Annotated in this window: 15 protein-coding genes; 13 read left to right on the top strand and 2 right to left on the bottom strand. The window is 60.6% G+C overall.

The genetic code is table 11. The features are described from left to right. The first annotated feature begins 24 nt into the window (after positions 1-24). From P3R82_RS08355 to P3R82_RS08345, 3 genes are read left to right on the top strand one after another with little or no spacing between them, the layout of a single operon-like run. On the top strand, positions 25-1,884 hold the full coding sequence (locus P3R82_RS08355; protein WP_112980978.1) for an acetyl/propionyl/methylcrotonyl-CoA carboxylase subunit alpha: 1,860 nt from the start codon (positions 25-27) through the stop codon (positions 1,882-1,884). Next, positions 1,884-2,336, top strand: a complete 453-nt coding sequence (locus P3R82_RS08350; protein WP_111564573.1) for a MaoC family dehydratase — start codon at positions 1,884-1,886, stop codon at positions 2,334-2,336. Before P3R82_RS08355 ends, P3R82_RS08350 begins: the two co-directional genes overlap by 1 nt. Next, positions 2,333-3,172, top strand: a complete 840-nt coding sequence (locus tag P3R82_RS08345) for a CoA ester lyase (protein WP_111564574.1) — start codon at positions 2,333-2,335, stop codon at positions 3,170-3,172. The genes P3R82_RS08350 and P3R82_RS08345 overlap by 4 nt, the downstream gene beginning before the upstream one ends. Before the next feature lie 252 nt (positions 3,173-3,424). Here P3R82_RS08345 and P3R82_RS08340 read toward each other — a convergent pair whose 3' ends face one another. Next, positions 3,425-4,189, bottom strand: coding sequence for a FadR/GntR family transcriptional regulator (locus tag P3R82_RS08340; RefSeq protein ID WP_283193669.1), 765 nt, complete (start codon positions 4,187-4,189; stop codon positions 3,425-3,427). A gap of 273 nt (positions 4,190-4,462) precedes the next feature. On the opposite strand from P3R82_RS08340, the gene P3R82_RS08335 reads away from it, so the two are divergent. The 10 genes from P3R82_RS08335 (at position 4,463) to P3R82_RS08290 (ending at position 15,451) form a co-directional block, all read left to right on the top strand. Then, positions 4,463-5,443, top strand: coding sequence for a substrate-binding domain-containing protein (locus P3R82_RS08335; protein WP_111564576.1), 981 nt, complete (start codon positions 4,463-4,465; stop codon positions 5,441-5,443). A 77-nt stretch (positions 5,444-5,520) separates the two neighbouring features. Continuing rightward, a complete protein-coding gene (locus P3R82_RS08330) occupies positions 5,521-7,047 on the top strand; it encodes a sugar ABC transporter ATP-binding protein (protein ID WP_112980979.1) in 1,527 nt (508 codons plus the stop codon). A gap of 12 nt (positions 7,048-7,059) precedes the next feature. Beyond that, positions 7,060-8,067 carry an ABC transporter permease gene (locus P3R82_RS08325; protein WP_112437129.1) on the top strand — a complete coding sequence of 336 codons (1,008 nt, stop codon included), beginning with the start codon at positions 7,060-7,062 and terminating at the stop codon, positions 8,065-8,067. Between the two features lie 9 nt (positions 8,068-8,076). Then, positions 8,077-8,967 (top strand): aldose 1-epimerase, encoded by an 891-nt coding sequence (locus tag P3R82_RS08320; protein WP_112980980.1) that lies wholly within the window; start codon positions 8,077-8,079, stop codon positions 8,965-8,967. 26 nt (positions 8,968-8,993) lie between these two features. Beyond that, positions 8,994-10,622 (top strand): GMC family oxidoreductase N-terminal domain-containing protein, encoded by a 1,629-nt coding sequence (locus P3R82_RS08315; protein WP_113177595.1) that lies wholly within the window; start codon positions 8,994-8,996, stop codon positions 10,620-10,622. Positions 10,623-10,635: 13 nt separating this feature from the next. Then, positions 10,636-11,784, top strand: a complete 1,149-nt coding sequence (dgoD, locus tag P3R82_RS08310; protein WP_111564581.1) for a galactonate dehydratase — start codon at positions 10,636-10,638, stop codon at positions 11,782-11,784. Between the two features lie 14 nt (positions 11,785-11,798). Continuing rightward, positions 11,799-12,575: an SDR family oxidoreductase gene (locus tag P3R82_RS08305; protein ID WP_112950356.1), complete on the top strand. Its 777-nt coding sequence runs from the start codon at positions 11,799-11,801 to the stop codon at positions 12,573-12,575. Between the two features lie 481 nt (positions 12,576-13,056). After that, complete coding sequence (locus P3R82_RS08300; protein WP_283193908.1) at positions 13,057-13,479, top strand: transposase; 423 nt, start codon at positions 13,057-13,059, stop codon at positions 13,477-13,479. Next, positions 13,460-13,813 (top strand): IS66 family insertion sequence element accessory protein TnpB, encoded by a 354-nt coding sequence (gene tnpB, locus P3R82_RS08295; RefSeq protein WP_076846215.1) that lies wholly within the window; start codon positions 13,460-13,462, stop codon positions 13,811-13,813. The genes P3R82_RS08300 and tnpB overlap by 20 nt, the downstream gene beginning before the upstream one ends. Before the next feature lie 51 nt (positions 13,814-13,864). Continuing rightward, the gene (locus tag P3R82_RS08290) at positions 13,865-15,451 is read left to right on the top strand and encodes an IS66 family transposase (protein WP_283193606.1); all 1,587 of its coding nucleotides are present in this window, start codon (positions 13,865-13,867) and stop codon (positions 15,449-15,451) included. 174 nt (positions 15,452-15,625) lie between these two features. Here the strand turns inward: P3R82_RS08290 and P3R82_RS08285 are convergent, their stop codons facing one another. Then, complete coding sequence (locus tag P3R82_RS08285) at positions 15,626-15,865, bottom strand: hypothetical protein (protein ID WP_112437125.1); 240 nt, start codon at positions 15,863-15,865, stop codon at positions 15,626-15,628. Positions 15,866-15,901 lie beyond the last annotated feature (36 nt).

Genomic DNA, 15,901 nt, shown 5'->3' with positions numbered 1-15,901 from the left:
GCGAAGGCAGGGAGAGGAGAGACCGTGATAGACAGCCTGCTGATCGCCAATCGCGGCGAGATCGCGAGGAGGATCATAAAAACGGCGAAACGGCTCGGGATCCGCACGATCGCCGTGCACTCCGAGATCGATGGCGACATGCCCTTCGTTCGCGAGGCGGACGAGGCGGTATGCATCGGCCCGGCGTCGGCCAAGGAGAGCTATCTCAATGCCGACAGGATCATCGAGGCCGCCATCAGGACTGGCGCGAAGGCGATCCATCCGGGATACGGCTTTCTGTCGGAAAATGCCGAGTTCGCAGAGCGGGTCACGGCCTCCGGTCTGATCTGGGTCGGCGCGCCGGCGGCTTCGATCCGGGCCATGGGCCTGAAGGATGCAGCCAAGAAGCGGATGATCGCGGCGGGCGTCCCGGTCACGCCAGGCTATCTCGGCGAGGACCAAACGGACGAACGACTGCGGCGCGAGGCGGAAGCGATCGGCTATCCTGTCCTCATCAAGGCTGTCGCCGGTGGCGGCGGTAAGGGGATGCGTCGGGTCGATAGCGCAGCGGAATTTCCAGCGGCGCTTGCCAGCTGCCGGCGTGAAGCCGTTGCCGCCTTCAGCGATGACCGGGTGCTGCTCGAGAAATACATCCTCTCGCCCCGGCACATCGAGGTCCAGATCTTTGGCGACACACACGGAAGCGTCGTTCACCTGTTCGAGCGCGATTGCTCGCTTCAGCGACGCCACCAAAAGGTCATCGAGGAAGCGCCGGCGCCGGGCATGGATGCGTCGACGCGAGAGGCTGTCTGCAAGGCCGCGGTCCAGGCAGCGCGCGCGGTCGATTATGTCGGCGCGGGAACGATCGAGTTCATCGCGGATTCGTCCGACGGACTTCGCGCCGATCGCATATGGTTCATGGAGATGAATACCCGGCTGCAGGTCGAACATCCTGTGACCGAGGCCATCACCGGCCAGGATTTGGTGGAATGGCAAATCCTGGTGGCATCCGGCGAGCCGCTGCCTCTGCGCCAGGAGCAATTATCGATCAACGGATGGGCGATGGAAGCGAGGCTCTATGCCGAAAATCCGTCCACCGGCTTTCTGCCGTCGACCGGGCGGCTGAGCCATTTGCGGTTTCCCGATGGCATAAGGGTCGATAGCGGTGTCGAGGAAGGCAATGAGATCAGCTCCTATTACGATCCGATGATCGCCAAGCTGATCAGCCACGGCGCGACGCGACAGGACGCGGCGCGGCGATTGGCCCGGGCGGCCGGTTCCGTGGAGGTCTGGCCCGTGCGCACCAACGCAGCCTTCCTCGCGCGCACGCTTGATCATCCCGATTTTAAGGCCGGCACGGTCGATACCGGCTTCATCGAAAGACACGCGACCGATCTCATCCCGCCGACCGAACCCAGCGGGCGCGTGCTGCAAGCGGCGGCACGGGCGATCCTGCCGAAATTGGGCGGCGATATATGGACGATGGTAAGCGGCTTGCGGATGAACGCGCCGGCGTCGCGGGAAATCGGCGTCGAGGTCGGCGGCGCGGCATATTGGGTGGAACTGCGCGATGATGGTGGCGAGCCGGCCGTGACCCACGCCGGCGTGCTGTTTCTGGACGGCGAAGCCTGGGCTTTCGGGCCGCCACGCGCCGGTCATGCCGGAGGGAGCGCCGGCCATTCCGATGGCGCGATTGTTGCGCCGATGCCGGGCAGGGTGATCGCGTTGATGGTCGACAAGGGAGATCGGGTGACCAGAGGGCAGCCCCTCGTCGTCATCGAGGCAATGAAGATGGAGCAGACGCTGAGCGCGCCCTTCGATGGCGCCGTTTCGGAGATGAAGGTCCTTGCCGACGCCCAGGTCGTCGAAGGCAGTGTCCTCATGCAGCTGGAAGGAGACCAGTGATGGCCGGGCGTCATTTCGAGGACTGGACCATCGGCGACAGAATTGCGCACGAGATACGTCGCACGGTCACCGAGACAGACAATCTCCTCTTTTCCACCATGACCCACAATCCGCAGCCGCTGCACATCGATGCGGAAGCGGCCAAGGCCAGCGAATTCGGCCAGATACTGGTCAACGGCACCTTCACCTTCGCGCTGATGATCGGTCTTTCGGTCGGTGATACGACCCTGGGGACGCTGGTTGCGAATTTGGGTTATGATAAGCTCGTGATGCCGAAACCCGTTTTCATCGGTGATACGATGCGCGCCGAAACCGAAATCGCCGATCTGAGGGACAGCCGATCTAGGCCGACGGCCGGCGTCGTTACCTTCCAGCACGAAATGATCAATCAGCGCGGCGAAGTGGTTTGCAGATGCCTGCGCACCGCACTGGTGCAAAGGAGACCGACATGAGGTTGCGCTCACTGCTCTTTGTGCCAGGAGATCGTCCGGATCGCATGTGGAAGGCGCTCGCGCTTTCCGCCGATGCCCTCATTCTCGATCTGGAAGATGCCGTTGCGCTTGTCGAGAAACTCGCGGCAAGAGAGGCTGTCGCGACGTTCCTGCGATCGGCCGAACGGCGGACCAAGCTCTTTGTGCGGGTGAACTCACTCGGGAGTGGCCTTCTGGAGCAGGATCTCGCGACCATTCTCGATGCCCGGCCCGACGCGCTTGTCTTGCCGAAGGCCGAGGGCAGCACAAGTGTCGAGGTCTTGGCGGCGCTCGCCCCCGGTGTGCCGATCATGCCGATCGCGACGGAGACGCCCGCGGCAATCTTCCAGCTCGGAAGCTATGCGGCCGTTCGTCACCTGATCCTGGGATTGACCTGGGGGGCGGAAGATCTGCCAGCGGCGATCGGTGCGACACGGTCGCGAAATGAGGATGGCAGCTATACCCATCCCTATGAAATGCTGCGCTCCCTGACATTGTTTGCCGGTCACGCCGCCGGCGCCGCTGCCATCGAGACCATCTACCCGGCACTCGGCGATCTCGAGGGCCTGCGGCGCTACGCGCACCGGGCGCGCTGCGATGGCTTTACCGGGATGATGGCAATTCATCCCTCTCAGATCCCCGTTATCAACGAGGCCTTCTCGCCGACGCGGGCCGACGTCGAAAAGGCCCGAGCCATCGTCGCGGCATTCGAAGCGAATCCGGGAAAAGGCGTGCTTCAACTCGATGGCCGGATGATCGATGCACCGCACCTGCGGCAGGCGCGGCGCATACTGGAACTTGCGACGGAACCAGCGTGAATGCTTGCGAACGAAGCGGCTGTCAGTTTCGAGTGGCTATCCGACGCCGCCAGGCCGCCGCGTTGACATTCCCGCGGAACGGTGAGGGGACGCTCATCCTTTCAGCTCAGCATCCGGTCGTTGCCAACCGGTCGCTTGCCGAAGCGGGGTTGCCAATCGTGTCGCCACTGCTGGACATGAGCGATAGCGCGGTCAGATCAATGAGACGTCACCGGCCGGAATAATGAAGCCTCCGCGACAACAGCCTTGTAGTCACACGCGAACCTTGCGAAGCGCATCGGTGATCTCGCTTCGGGCGACACCGATCAGCTGCTCCATCGCGTGCCGAGCGGCCTCCGGCCTGCGCATTCTGATTGCTTCAAGCACGTCCTGGTGCTTCAGGATCGCCTGCTCGTGTGACTGGCTGGCGCGGTTCGTCAGACGGAAGCTCGCCAGAAGCGCGGCGCGGATTGCGCTGGCGAACTGGCGATAGACCCAGTTGCCGCTCGCATCGATAATGGCCGTATGGAACTCGAGGTCGGCGCGACTCCAGGCCTCGTTGTCACGTGAATTGGCCTCGACCATGTCCTCGAAGGCCTTGGAGATCTGGTAGAGTTGGCGTGCGGTTGCATTCGCGGCCGCATGCGCGGCGGCCGCGGGCTCAAGCAACTGGCGGGCGTCGATCAGTGACATGTAGAAGTTCTCGTCGGTGCCGATGGACAGCAGCACATCCAGAACCAGCGGATCGAGATAGTTCCAGTTCTCGCGTGGCAGCACCGTCGTTCCCGCCCGCGTACGCGACCGCACAAGCCCGAGCGCGGACAAATACTGCATCGCCTCGCGCAAGCTCGTACGGCTGACGCCAAATCGCTCGGTAAGCTCAGCCTCGTTGGGCAAGGTGGAGCCCTCCGCCATCTCGCCGGAAACGATCTTCTCGACGAAGTGATGGAGAAGTGCCTCGCGGACACTGCGCTTTCCGCGTGCTGCGATTGGGTCGCCGTCTTCCGTCAGAGTGCGTGCCGTCCTTGCGCCTGCCACTCGTGTCCCTCCCGATTCATCTTCTGCAAATGCCCGCAACACGCAGCAGTAGTCAATCACCGATAAATCGTCAAATAGATACGATTTATTATCCGCAAATTTGATGGAACTCGGGCCTTTTCGGCGATCCGGCGTCACACTCAGGCAAAATTCCGAAAATAAATCGTATTTATATTGACATTTGTACGATGATGAATAGTTTCCAGTCGTCGTGGAGAGGGCGGCAGATGAGCCTTGGCCTTCGCCGGTGGTCAATTTTGTTGGGAGGAAAAAATGAAACGTTTCAGCCGCGTCGCATTGGCGGCGATTAGCGCCCTTGCTGCGTCAAGCGCAGCCCCTGCCTTTGCGCAGGACAAGGACCTGAAGGTCGGCGCGATCTACATGGATGCCCAGGGCTTCTATGCCGGCGTCCGCAAGGGTATCCAGACTGGCGCCAACGACGCCGGGCGCAAACTGGACGTGGTGGAAACCAATGCGCAGGGCGATGTCAGCAAGGAATCGTCGTTCATCGATTCACTGATCTCCGCCGGCGTTCAAGCGATCATCGTCTCGCCCGTTTCCGCCGACGGCTCCTACCGCGCGATCCGCCGCGCGCATGACGCCGGCATCCCGGTGGTCTGCTATAATACCTGCCTCAACGACGCCGACATGAAGGAATATATCTCCGCCTATGCCGTCGGAGACCCCTACGACTTTGGACACAAGCTCGGCGAGGCAGCGGCCGATTACTTCATCGCCGAGAAAAAGGATGCGCCGAAGATCGCGGTCCTCAATTGTGAATTTGTCGAAGTGTGCGTCACGCGCCGCAAGGGCTTTGAAGATGCCCTGAAAGCCAAGGTTCCCGGCGCCCAGATCGTCGCGAACCAGGAAGGTGCCGTTCTGGACAAGGCGGTATCCGTCGCCAGCACCATGCTTTCCTCCAACCCGGATATCGATGCGTTCTTCGGCGAGGCCGGTGGCGCTACGCTCGGCGCCGCTCGCGCGGTCAAGAGCCAGGGCAAGACCGGCAAGGTTGTCGTCTTCGGCGGCGACATGACCACTGAAATCGCACAGGAACTTTCAGACTTCACGGTCATCAAGGCCGTGGTCGACATCTCCGGCCAGGGGTTGGGCAAGTTGGCTCTGGCCCAGGCGATCAAGTCCATTGACGGGCAGGCTCCGGCCGACATCAAGGTTGCCTACGACATCGACCTCTACAAGTCTTCCGACGACGGAAAGGCTTGGCTGAAGGCACACGCGGACGGCATCCCCTGATCGCGGATCCTCTCGCTTGCCTTGAAGAAAGAGGCCGCCGGCCCACCGGCGGCATCGCTCCATAAGTGGAAAGACCTATGACACAAGCTACCAATCTTCAGCCAGCGTCATCGCCCATCGTTGCATCCGTCATCGGCTGTACGCGTCGCTACCCTGGCGTGCTTGCGCTCGACAACGCCACGTTCCAGGTGGCGGCCGGTGAAGTCCGGGCGCTGCTCGGAAAAAACGGCGCCGGAAAATCGACGCTCATCCGCATGCTGACCGGTGCCGAAATCCCGGACAGCGGATCGGTTTCGATCAACGGCGCGGAACTGTCGCATGCCGGATCGGGGCGCGCTCAGGAGTCATTCGAAAAGGGTGTTCGGGTTGTCTATCAGGAACTCAGCCTGGTACCAGGAATGACGCTTGCCGAGAACCTGTTCCTCGGCCGCTGGCCGCGCAAGGGCGGCGTTATCCAATATGCGGAGATGGAAGCCGCGGCAGCCGAAGCGATGGGACGGCTGGGCCTCGACCTGCCTCCCAACAGGCTGGTTGCTGGCCTCAGCCCCGCCGAACGGCAGCTTCTGGAGATTGCCCGTGTTCTCGTCGGCAAGCCGACGATCGTCATTCTGGACGAGCCGACAAGCTCGCTTGCAGCGGCCGAAGCGGAAAAAGTGATGGCCGCGGTGACGCGCATCGCTTCCGAGGGCATAGCCGTGATCTATGTTAGCCACCGCATGAACGAGATCCGCCAGATCGCGCATTCGGCGACCGTGATGCGTGACGGGCGCATCATCGACACGGTTGACGTCAAGGGCGCCGACACGCGCGAGATCGTTCGGCTGATGCTGGGATCGGAAGCTTCGCGGACGGCCGCTCTTGAAAACACCGGCAGTGACAAGGTCGTCCTCGAGGTGCGGGATCTGGCGCTTGCGCCTAAGCTGAACTCCGTTTCCTTCGCACTCAGGAAAGGCGAGGTGCTCGGCATTGCCGGCCTTCTGGGCTCCGGGCGAACGGAGCTGTTGCAGTCGATCGCCGGTGTGCGCCGTTTTGATGCCGGTCAGTTGCTTGTCGATGGCGCGACCGTGAAGCCTGGCCGCTACAAGGAGATGCTGCGCCGTGGCTTCGGCTACACACCGGAGAGCCGCAAGGAAGAAGGCATCGTCCCGTTGCTGGGTGTCGATGAGAATACGCTCTCGACCAACTTCTCCGGTGTCAGCAAGACAGGTGTCCTGTCGAGCCGGATGATGGCGCAAGCAACACGGCGCGTGATCGATCGGCTGCATATCAAGGCAGCGCGCACCGACACGCCGATCGGCACGCTCTCCGGAGGCAACCAGCAGAAGGTCGTCATCGGTCGCTGGGTCTATGCCAACAGCCGTATCCTACTTCTCGACGAACCCACGCGTGGCGTCGATGTCGAGGCCAAGGCGCAAATCTATGCAATCATCCGTCAACTCGCGGCCGAGGGCCGGAGCGTGATCTTTGTCTCCAGCGAAATCGAGGAACTTCCGCTTGTGTGCGATCGCGTCCTCGTCCTCAGAGACGGCACGCTAAAAGACGAGTTCATATCACCCAACATCGATCAGGATGCCGTAATGGCCGCCTGCATCAGCGGACATTGAGGGAGGCACCAGATGTCACTCGAACAGACGGCCAAGCCGTCCTCAAGATCAAAATCCAGCAAGTCGGGCTTTGGTCTGTCGCAACACATGAACGAGTTGAGCCTCTTCGTCGCCATCATCGTTCTCTACGTCGTGTTTACCTCGTCCGCGAACGGCTTCCTGTCGTTCAACAACCAGATTAACATCCTGCGCGATGCCGCCACGATCGGCATCGCTGCCTGGGCGGCCACGCTGATCATCATCGCCGGCGAAATTGACGTCAGCGTCGGACCGATGGTGGCGTTCATTTCCGTCGTATTGGCTTTCTTCCTGCAGTGGGGTGCTCCGACACCGCTGGCCTTTGCGCTCGCGATCGTGGTCGGTGCTTTGCTGGGATCCATCGCAGGCGCGCTGCGCGCCTATTGCGACGTGCCATCCTTCGTTGCCACACTCGGCCTGTGGAGCGCGCTGCGCGGTACGGCCCTGTTCGTCACGGATGCGCTGCCTGTCTCCATCGGTCGCAACGACATGCTGGACGCGCTCGATCGCTCGCTGTTCGGCGTGCCGCCGGCGGCAATCATCATGCTGGTGCTGTTTGCGGTCTTCGCGTTCATCAGCAGAAAGACAGCCTTCGGTCGGTCGGTATTCGCGATCGGCGGCAATGCGCATGCCGCGTTCCTGAGCGGCATCAGCGTATCGAAAATTCGGGTCGCGTTATTTGCCATTGCCGGCGCCATGGCGGCAATCTCCGGCATCCTGCTCGTCTCGCGTCTCGGATCGGGCAATGCAACGGCTGCCACCGGCTTGGAATTCGACGTGATCGCGGCGGTAGTGGTCGGCGGCACATCGCTGTCCGGCGGCCGCGGGTCCATGCTGGGAACGCTTCTTGGTGTGCTCGTCATCACACTGATCGGTAATGGCCTCGTACTGCTCGGTATCAACCCGTTCTTCCAGCAGGTCGTGCGTGGTCTCATTATCGTCATCGCCGTGCTGGCAAACATCCAGGCGATCAAGCGCAGCATGTCGCGAAACAAGGGCTGAGCGCATATCATGTCCGCAATCGAACTGACGTCAGGCTCGCTGTCACTGAAGGTATCGACCACGGGCGCCCTTGTGCTCGGCTTCTGGCAAGACAGTGACTTGGGCAAGGTGCCGCTGTTGCGCCCGGCTCGGTCTGATGATGCCGACGCGCTATCATCAGGATGCTATCCCCTGGTGCCCTTCGGAAATCGCGTTCGGCAAAACCGCTTCGTGTACGAGGGTAGGGGGTATCAATTCACGCCAAACACCCCATGGGATGAGCATTACCTCCATGGCGAGGGATGGCAGTCGGAATGGGCGATCGATAGCCAGGGCGATGATCACCTCGAGCTCGGCTTCACGCACCGAGCTGGCCATACGCCCTATGCATATCATGCGACGCAGTCCTTCGCGTTGAAGGATGGCGCACTGGTTTTGACGTTGGCAGTGGAGAACCGCGGAGAAGTGGCCTTGCCGTTTGGCATCGGCTGGCATCCATACTTTCCGATGACAGCTGAGACAACGCTCTTCGCCCCGGCTTCGAAGTTCTGGACCGAGGTCGAGGGCTGGCTGCCCGGAGAGGCGACAAACATTCCCGAGGACCTCGATTTCAGCAGGCCGTCCGAACTTCCACATCGGTGGGTAAACAACGGATTCGAGGACTGGTGCGGCGAGGCGATCGTATCATGGCCAGAGCGCCACACCGCTCTTCATCTGACGGCGGACCCCGTGTTCAAGCACGCCTTCGTCTTCGTTTCCGATACGGCGTTCGATCCTTCATTCAAGCGGGATTATTTCTGCTTCGAGCCAATGTCGCATCTGGCGAACGGGCATAATCTTCCCGGTCTCGGTGATCTCAGGCGGCTGGAACCCGGCGAGACGCTCTCGGGATCCATTCGGCTTCGGCCACAAGCCATTTAATACGTCGCGCATAGCTGGAGAATCGCATGCCCGGTACTGGTCAGTTCGACTACATCATTGTTGGCGGAGGCAGTTCCGCCTGCGTCGTTGCCGCGAGACTTGTGGCCGATGGCAAGGCGCGCGTGCTCATCCTCGAGCGCGGCCCCGCCAAACCCAACCCAATCATGAATTTCCCCGCCGGATACATGAAATTCCTGGCGAAGGATACGTACCTCGCCATGCACAAGACCAAACCGCAACCACAGTTGGGCGATCGTGGTCCGATCGTACCGCAGGGTCGCGTTCTCGGCGGCGGCAGCACGGTCAACGCCATGGTTTACATGCGCGGCCAGGCAGCGGATTTCGATCATTGGAACGAGCTCGTGACACCGGCCGGTGCCAATAACGATGGCGCCTGGTCCTATCAGGACATGCTTGGCTACTTCAAAGGCCAGGAGGACAACGATCATCTGGCGGGGGCGTATCATGGCTTCGGCGGTCCGCTGAAAATATCGCATCTGGGCCATACAAGCCCGATGACGCGCACCTATGTGAAAACGCTGCAGGGCATGGGCATTCCCTACAACCCGGATTTCAACGGCGAGCATCAGTTCGGCGTCGGCTTCATGCAACACACGATCGATTGGGCGACGCGCAAGCGTTCGAGCGCGGTCGATGCCTTCCTGAAGCCGGTGATGGACAATCCGTTGCTGACGATCGAGACCGGTGCGACCGTAACCGCCATTCGCATGGAAGGCGACCGCGCGACAGGCGTCGACTACATGAAAGGCGGGAGCAGCAAAACGGCGACAGCCGGCGCCGAGGTCATTCTGGCCGCCGGCGCTTATCAGACACCGAAGCTGATGATGATCTCAGGCATCGGACCGGAAGATGAACTTTCAAGGCACGGAATAAAGACGAGGCTTGCGCTCCCCGGTGTCGGCAAGAACCTGCAGGACCACTATGAGTGCCCGGTCGTCGCCACGACCCGCGGATCGTTCGGATATTACGGCGCCGACCGGGGTTGGCCGATGATCAAGGCAGGGCTGCAATATCTGCTGTTCAAGTCCGGGCCCGTTTCCACCACCGGCGTCGAGACCTGCGCCTTCTATGACCCGGACGGCAACAACGACCGACCGACGATCCAGTTGTTCTGCGTGCCTACGGTCTACCTAGATCGCGACGTGATGGGGACGGAGCCGGGAGACGGCGTCACCATCAACTCGCTGCTGCTGCGCCCCAAGGCACGCGGATCCGTAACGCTTTCGTCGGCGGATCCATTTGCCGATCCGGTTGTCGATACGCAGATCTTTTCCGACCCCGACGACCTGCGGCTGACGATGGCAAGCTTTCGCTTCGCTCGAAAGGTCCTGCAAGCCTCGCCGCTGCGTGATCTGATCGACAAGGAAATTTTCCCGGGCCCGGATGTCTCGAGCGACGCAGCCGTCGCCGCCCACTGCAAACGCACCGTAAAGACCGGCTACCACCCTGTCGGCACCTGCAAAATGGGCCGCGACGGCGATCCCGAGGCCGTCTTGGATGCAAGCCTGAACGTCTACGGAACACGCGGCCTGCGCGTGATCGACGCCTCGCTCATGCCGACCATCGTTAGCGGCAACACCAACGCCGCTGTCCTTGCCGCCGCCGCCAAGGCGGCCGACCTCATTCTCGCTTGATCGGACCCACGCCATGAAGATTACCAAGCTGACCAGCTACATCGTTCCGCCGCGCTGGCTGTTCCTGAAGATCGAAACGGACGAGGGGATTGTCGGTTGGGGTGAGCCGATCGTCGAGGGGCGCGCCCTCACGGTTCAGGCCGCCGTGCACGAGCTTGAGGACTACCTGATCGGCAAGGACCCGTTTCTGATCGAAGACCACTGGAATGTCATGTATCGCGGCGGCTTCTACCGCGGCGGCGCAATCCACATGAGCGCGATCTCCGGCATCGACCAGGCACTCTGGGACATCAAAGGCAAAGCGCTCGGCCAGCCGGTTCACTCGCTGCTCGGAGGCCAGGTGCGAGACCGGATCAAGGTCTATTCCTGGATCGGTGGTGATCGCCCCGCGGATGTCGCCAACAACGCCCGTGAGGTGGTGGCCCGTGGGTTCCAGGCCATCAAGCTCAATGGCTGCGAAGAGATGCAGATCGTCGATACCTATGACAAGGTGGAAAAAGCGGTCGAGACCATAGCGACCATCCGTGAGGCCATCGGGCCGCATGTTGGTATCGGCGTCGATTTCCACGGCCGCGTTCATCGACCGATGGCCAAGGTGCTCGCCAAGGAGCTTGAGCCCTACAAGCTGCTCTTCATTGAAGAACCGGTGCTTTCCGAGAACCATGAGGCGCTGAAGGAAATCGCCAATCACTCCTCGACGCCCATCGCGCTCGGCGAACGGCTGTACTCGCGCTGGGATTTCAAGCGCATCCTGGCCGAGGGCTATGTGGATATCCTTCAACCCGATCTCAGCCATGCCGGTGGCATCACCGAATGCCGCAAGATCGCCACCATGGCGGAAGCCTATGACGTGGCGCTCGCCCCGCATTGCCCTCTCGGGCCGATCGCGCTTGCCGCCTGCCTGCAGGTCGATGCAGTCAGCTACAACGCCTTCATCCAGGAACAGAGCCTCGGCATCCATTACAACAAGGGCAACGACATCCTGGACTACATCTCCAACAAGGAGGTCTTCCACTATGCGGACGGTTTCGTCAGCATCCCTCAAGGGCCGGGGCTTGGGGTGGAAGTCAACGAGGAATACGTTATCGAGAAGGCCAAGCAAGGCCACCGTTGGCGCAATCCAGTGTGGCGCCATGGCGACGGCAGCTTTGCCGAATGGTAGGTTGGAGCGAGAATATGTCCGGTCGATTAAGTGGAAAGAAAATCTTTGTCACCGGCGCGGCGCAGGGCATCGGCCTGGCTATCGCGAAGGAGTTTTTCCGGCAGGATGCCTCGCTGTTCCTGATCGACAGGGATGCAGCGCTCCTGGCCGAACAAGCCGAGCGTCTCAAGCAGCTTGGCGGAAAGGTGGGCTACTGCTCGGTTGATATTACCGATGCAACGGCTGTCACCGCCGCGGTCAAGCAGGCAGCAGATGAAATCGGCGCGATAAACGCCCTGGTCAACAACGCCGGCGTCAACGTCTTCTCGCATCCCTTGGGGACCACCGATCAGGAGTGGGATCGGTGTTTCGACGTCAACCTGAAGGGTGCCTGGAATTGCTGCAAGGCTGTGCTTCCTGACATGATTGCGATGCGGGGTGGCGTCATCCTCAACATCGCATCGACCCACGCCTTCACCATCATACCCCACACATTCCCCTATCCGCTGGCCAAGCACGCACTGCTCGGAATGACAAAGTCGCTCGGGCTCGAATATGCGGCCCACAATGTCAGGGTAAACGCCCTGGCACCGGGCTACGTGGCGACGCAGAAGGTCATCGATTACTGGGACAGCTTCCCAGATCCCGTCGCCGCCAAGGCCGAGACGATGAAGCTGCACCCGGGCGGGCGCATAGCGACGCCCGAGGAGATCGCACTGGCCGCGGTCTTCATGATCTCGGACGAATGCCCATTCATGAATGCGACCTGCCTGACCATCGATGGCGGTCTGAGCGTGCAACAGCATCCATAGGCATTGCCTGGTGCGGTATAGATAGCGGTAGCGGGCCGCACGAATGCGCCGCCACTGCCTTGATCCGGCAACCGCGCACAGTGACGGAGCGCCTATCTTAGGCGTCTCGTCCGAGCAGATCGATCATGAAAACGTCAGGCTTACTTATTCACGTCTGAAGCGCCAGATCAGCACGACATCGCCGACCACCCTTCGCGGTCAGCACCCGCTCTCTGACGCGACAGCGTCACGCGTTCCATAGCCGCGCGTTGATGCGGTAAAGTGGCAGCGGACGCAATGAATTGCGATCGCATCGTACAGCCAGTTGAGACAATCCCGTTACACTTTTCATACTATCCGGCACAATTCCCTGACAGCTCGTTGATAGCCTGGAAAGCGGACGGAAGGCTGACGCCTGAATTGTAAGCGCGAATTTCTATGCGCCTTTTGAAGCGGAGTGCTCTGATGCATGAAGTGTCCACCAAAAACAGGTGGACACCAAATCATGGACGATGCTCCTAAACTGCAGGTGCGGCTTGTTGGCCGCGACGGTCGCCGTCGATATGACCCTTCCTCCCGAGATCAGCTTGTCGCAGCGTGTTTAGAGCCCGGCGTTTCGGTTTCGCGTCTAGCTCTGGAGTACGGCGTCAACGCCAATCTCGTTCGCAAGTGGGTGAAGAGAGCTAAAGAAGATAGTGCATTGCCTGCGGTATCTAGGTTCGTTCCGGTTCAGATAGCTACGGATATGCACTCGTCTTCTGCCAGCGGTCCACTGACGAAGGTGGAGCCGGTGGGCAAGCGATCTCATGCATCCAAGCTGAGCGCGGTGCTGCCGAACGGGGTCAGCCTGACGCTGGAATGCAGCGATGTCGATGGTCTGGCGGCAATCATAGGAGCGTTGAGCCATGTTCAGACTGGGCGCTGATCTGAAGGTCTACCTCCATCGGGAACCCATCGACTTCCGCGCGGGCATCAACAGCCTAGCGGTCCTTGTGCAAGAGGTGATGGAGCTAGACCCGTTTGCTCCATCAGTGTTTGCCTTCTGCAATCGCAGGCGTGACCGGGTGAAGCTCTTGTTCTTTGATCGGTCCGGGTTTGTTATGGTCCTGAAGAAACTAACGGAAGACCGGTTCAGGTGGCCCCGCCGGGAAACCGCAGTGGTGACGCTGACGACAGAGCAACTCCACTGGATCCTCGATGGCATCGATATCGATGCGATGATCCGCCATCCCGTGCGGCAGTATCAGATTGCTGGCTGAGGATGGCGAATTGAGATTGACGCGCAGGGGCGGTTCAGATTCAAGAATCTGATGACGCGCACCGGCGAACCGAGCATTGCAGAACTGATGGCGCAATTAGCAGCCAACGCTGCCGAAATCGCTGCGCTCAAAGCCGAGAAGGAAGCGCTCTCGCAGCGGGTCGTCAAGCTGGAAGAAGAACTGGCACTGGCAAAGCTCCATCGCTTTGCACCCCGCAGTGAGAAGCACATTGATCGTCTCTTCAACGAGGCCGAAGAGGCTGCGGTCGAAGGTGGTCGCGAGGAAGACGATGTTGTCGAGCTTCCGGATACTGGCTTGCCTGCGGCCGAGGGCGTTACGGGCAAAAAGCGGGGACGCAGGCCTCTGCCGGCAGACCTGCCGCGCGAGCGTGTCGAATACGACCTTGCTGACGATCAGAAGGCTTGCCCGTGCTGCAAAAGCCCAATGCATCGCATGGGCGAAGCCGTTAGCGAGCAGCTCCATATCGAGGTCAAGGCAAAGGTCCTGCAAAATGTGCGGTTCAAGTACGCTTGCCGCCACTGCGATCGTACCGGGATCAACACGCCTGTGGTAATCGCACCGATGCCACCGCAACCCTTGCCGGGCAGCATCGCTACTGCTTCGACGCTGGCCTTCGCGCTCGTGCATAAATACGTCGACGGCACGCCGCTCTACCGCGTGGCGCAAACATTCGAGCGTGCTGGCGTTCCGATCAGCCGTGGCGCTCTTGCGCATTGGGTCATCGGCTCGAGCGAGAAGCATCTATACCGCATCTATGATGCTTTGAAGCTGCGACTACGATCGCATTCTCTCATCCATGGCGATGAGACGACGGTTCAGGTGTTGAAGGAAAAAGACAAGGAAGCGACCAGCACGTCGTACATGTGGGCCTATCGCAGCAGCGAGGACAGTGACGAACCAATCGTGCTTCTCGACTACCAGCCCGGCCGCGGTCAAATCCACCCACAGACCTTTCTCGGTGACTACGACGGCATATTGGTGACCGACGGCTACACAGCCTGGCGCACATTGCATGGCGCAACCCATGTCGGATGCATGGCGCATTCACGGCGGCGCTTTGTCGAGGCCCTCAAAACCAGGAAGAATGGAGGCGGACCGCCGGAGCAGGCGCTCCGGTTCTTCGAGCAGCTCTATCGGATCGAAAAGCAGGCAAGAGACAAGACCCCAGATCCAGGGGAGACAAAGGCCGATTGCATTCGCCGTTTCCGCCAGCAGCACAGCCTGCCTGTCCTGAACGCCCTAAAGACGTGGCTCGATAACATCGCGCCGAAGGTCGTACCGGATACCAAGCTCGGCGATGCTGTGTCCTACACCCTAAACCAATGGGATTATCTGACGCGCTACACCAGCGATGGCAGGATGCCGATCGATAACAACATTCTGGAACGCGAGATCAGAGTTTTTGCCACCGGAAGAAAATCGTGGCTGTTCAGCGATACCGCTGACGGAGCCAGGGCCAGCGCTGTGATTTACAGTCTGATGCTGACCTGCCGCGCCTGTGGCGTCGATCCGCTCTCTTGGCTGCGCCACGTCCTCACTGAGCTGCCCCAGCTTGACGAAGCCGACGACATCGGCGACCTGCTGCCCTTCAATTACTCCAAGACCACGGCGGCCTGATAAAGCTGGGTACTGCTACCCAGCTAAGCGCAAGTGTCCGTCAACTGCCGTCAATGCGCATTGAAAATCGCGCTTACCCTGAATTTTCCATCAATGAATTTCAACGCGGATACCAGAGCCATCCTTCAGTTCGCTCCCCCTTCGGTATTTTATAACTGTGAACGCGAAAAGGCTTTAGGCGCGGGCGCCGTCTTGCGCTGCGGGCTGGGGCCGCTTGCCGAAAGGGTGATCCACCATCACGTCATCGAGACGCGTCCGCGGTTCGTCGGGATCCAACTCACCTTCCGCCACAAACCGCATGAGCAATTCAGCCGCTTCGATCGCGGGGCGATCCTTGACGGACAGATCATGCTGAGCGCAGAACTCGTTGAGCACATGCCGCATAATGATCACCTGCCAAAGTTCTCCACGCATATCCGTCTCCCTTTGAGGACTTATCGGTGAGCGGAA

Origin of the sequence: Rhizobium sp. AN80A (assembly GCF_030053015.1) — a bacterium.
In the GTDB taxonomy this organism is placed as follows: Bacteria; Pseudomonadota; Alphaproteobacteria; order Rhizobiales; family Rhizobiaceae; genus Rhizobium; species Rhizobium metallidurans.
The sequence above is the reverse complement of the archived record's forward strand: the minus strand, read 5'-3'. Positions and strand labels throughout refer to the sequence as shown.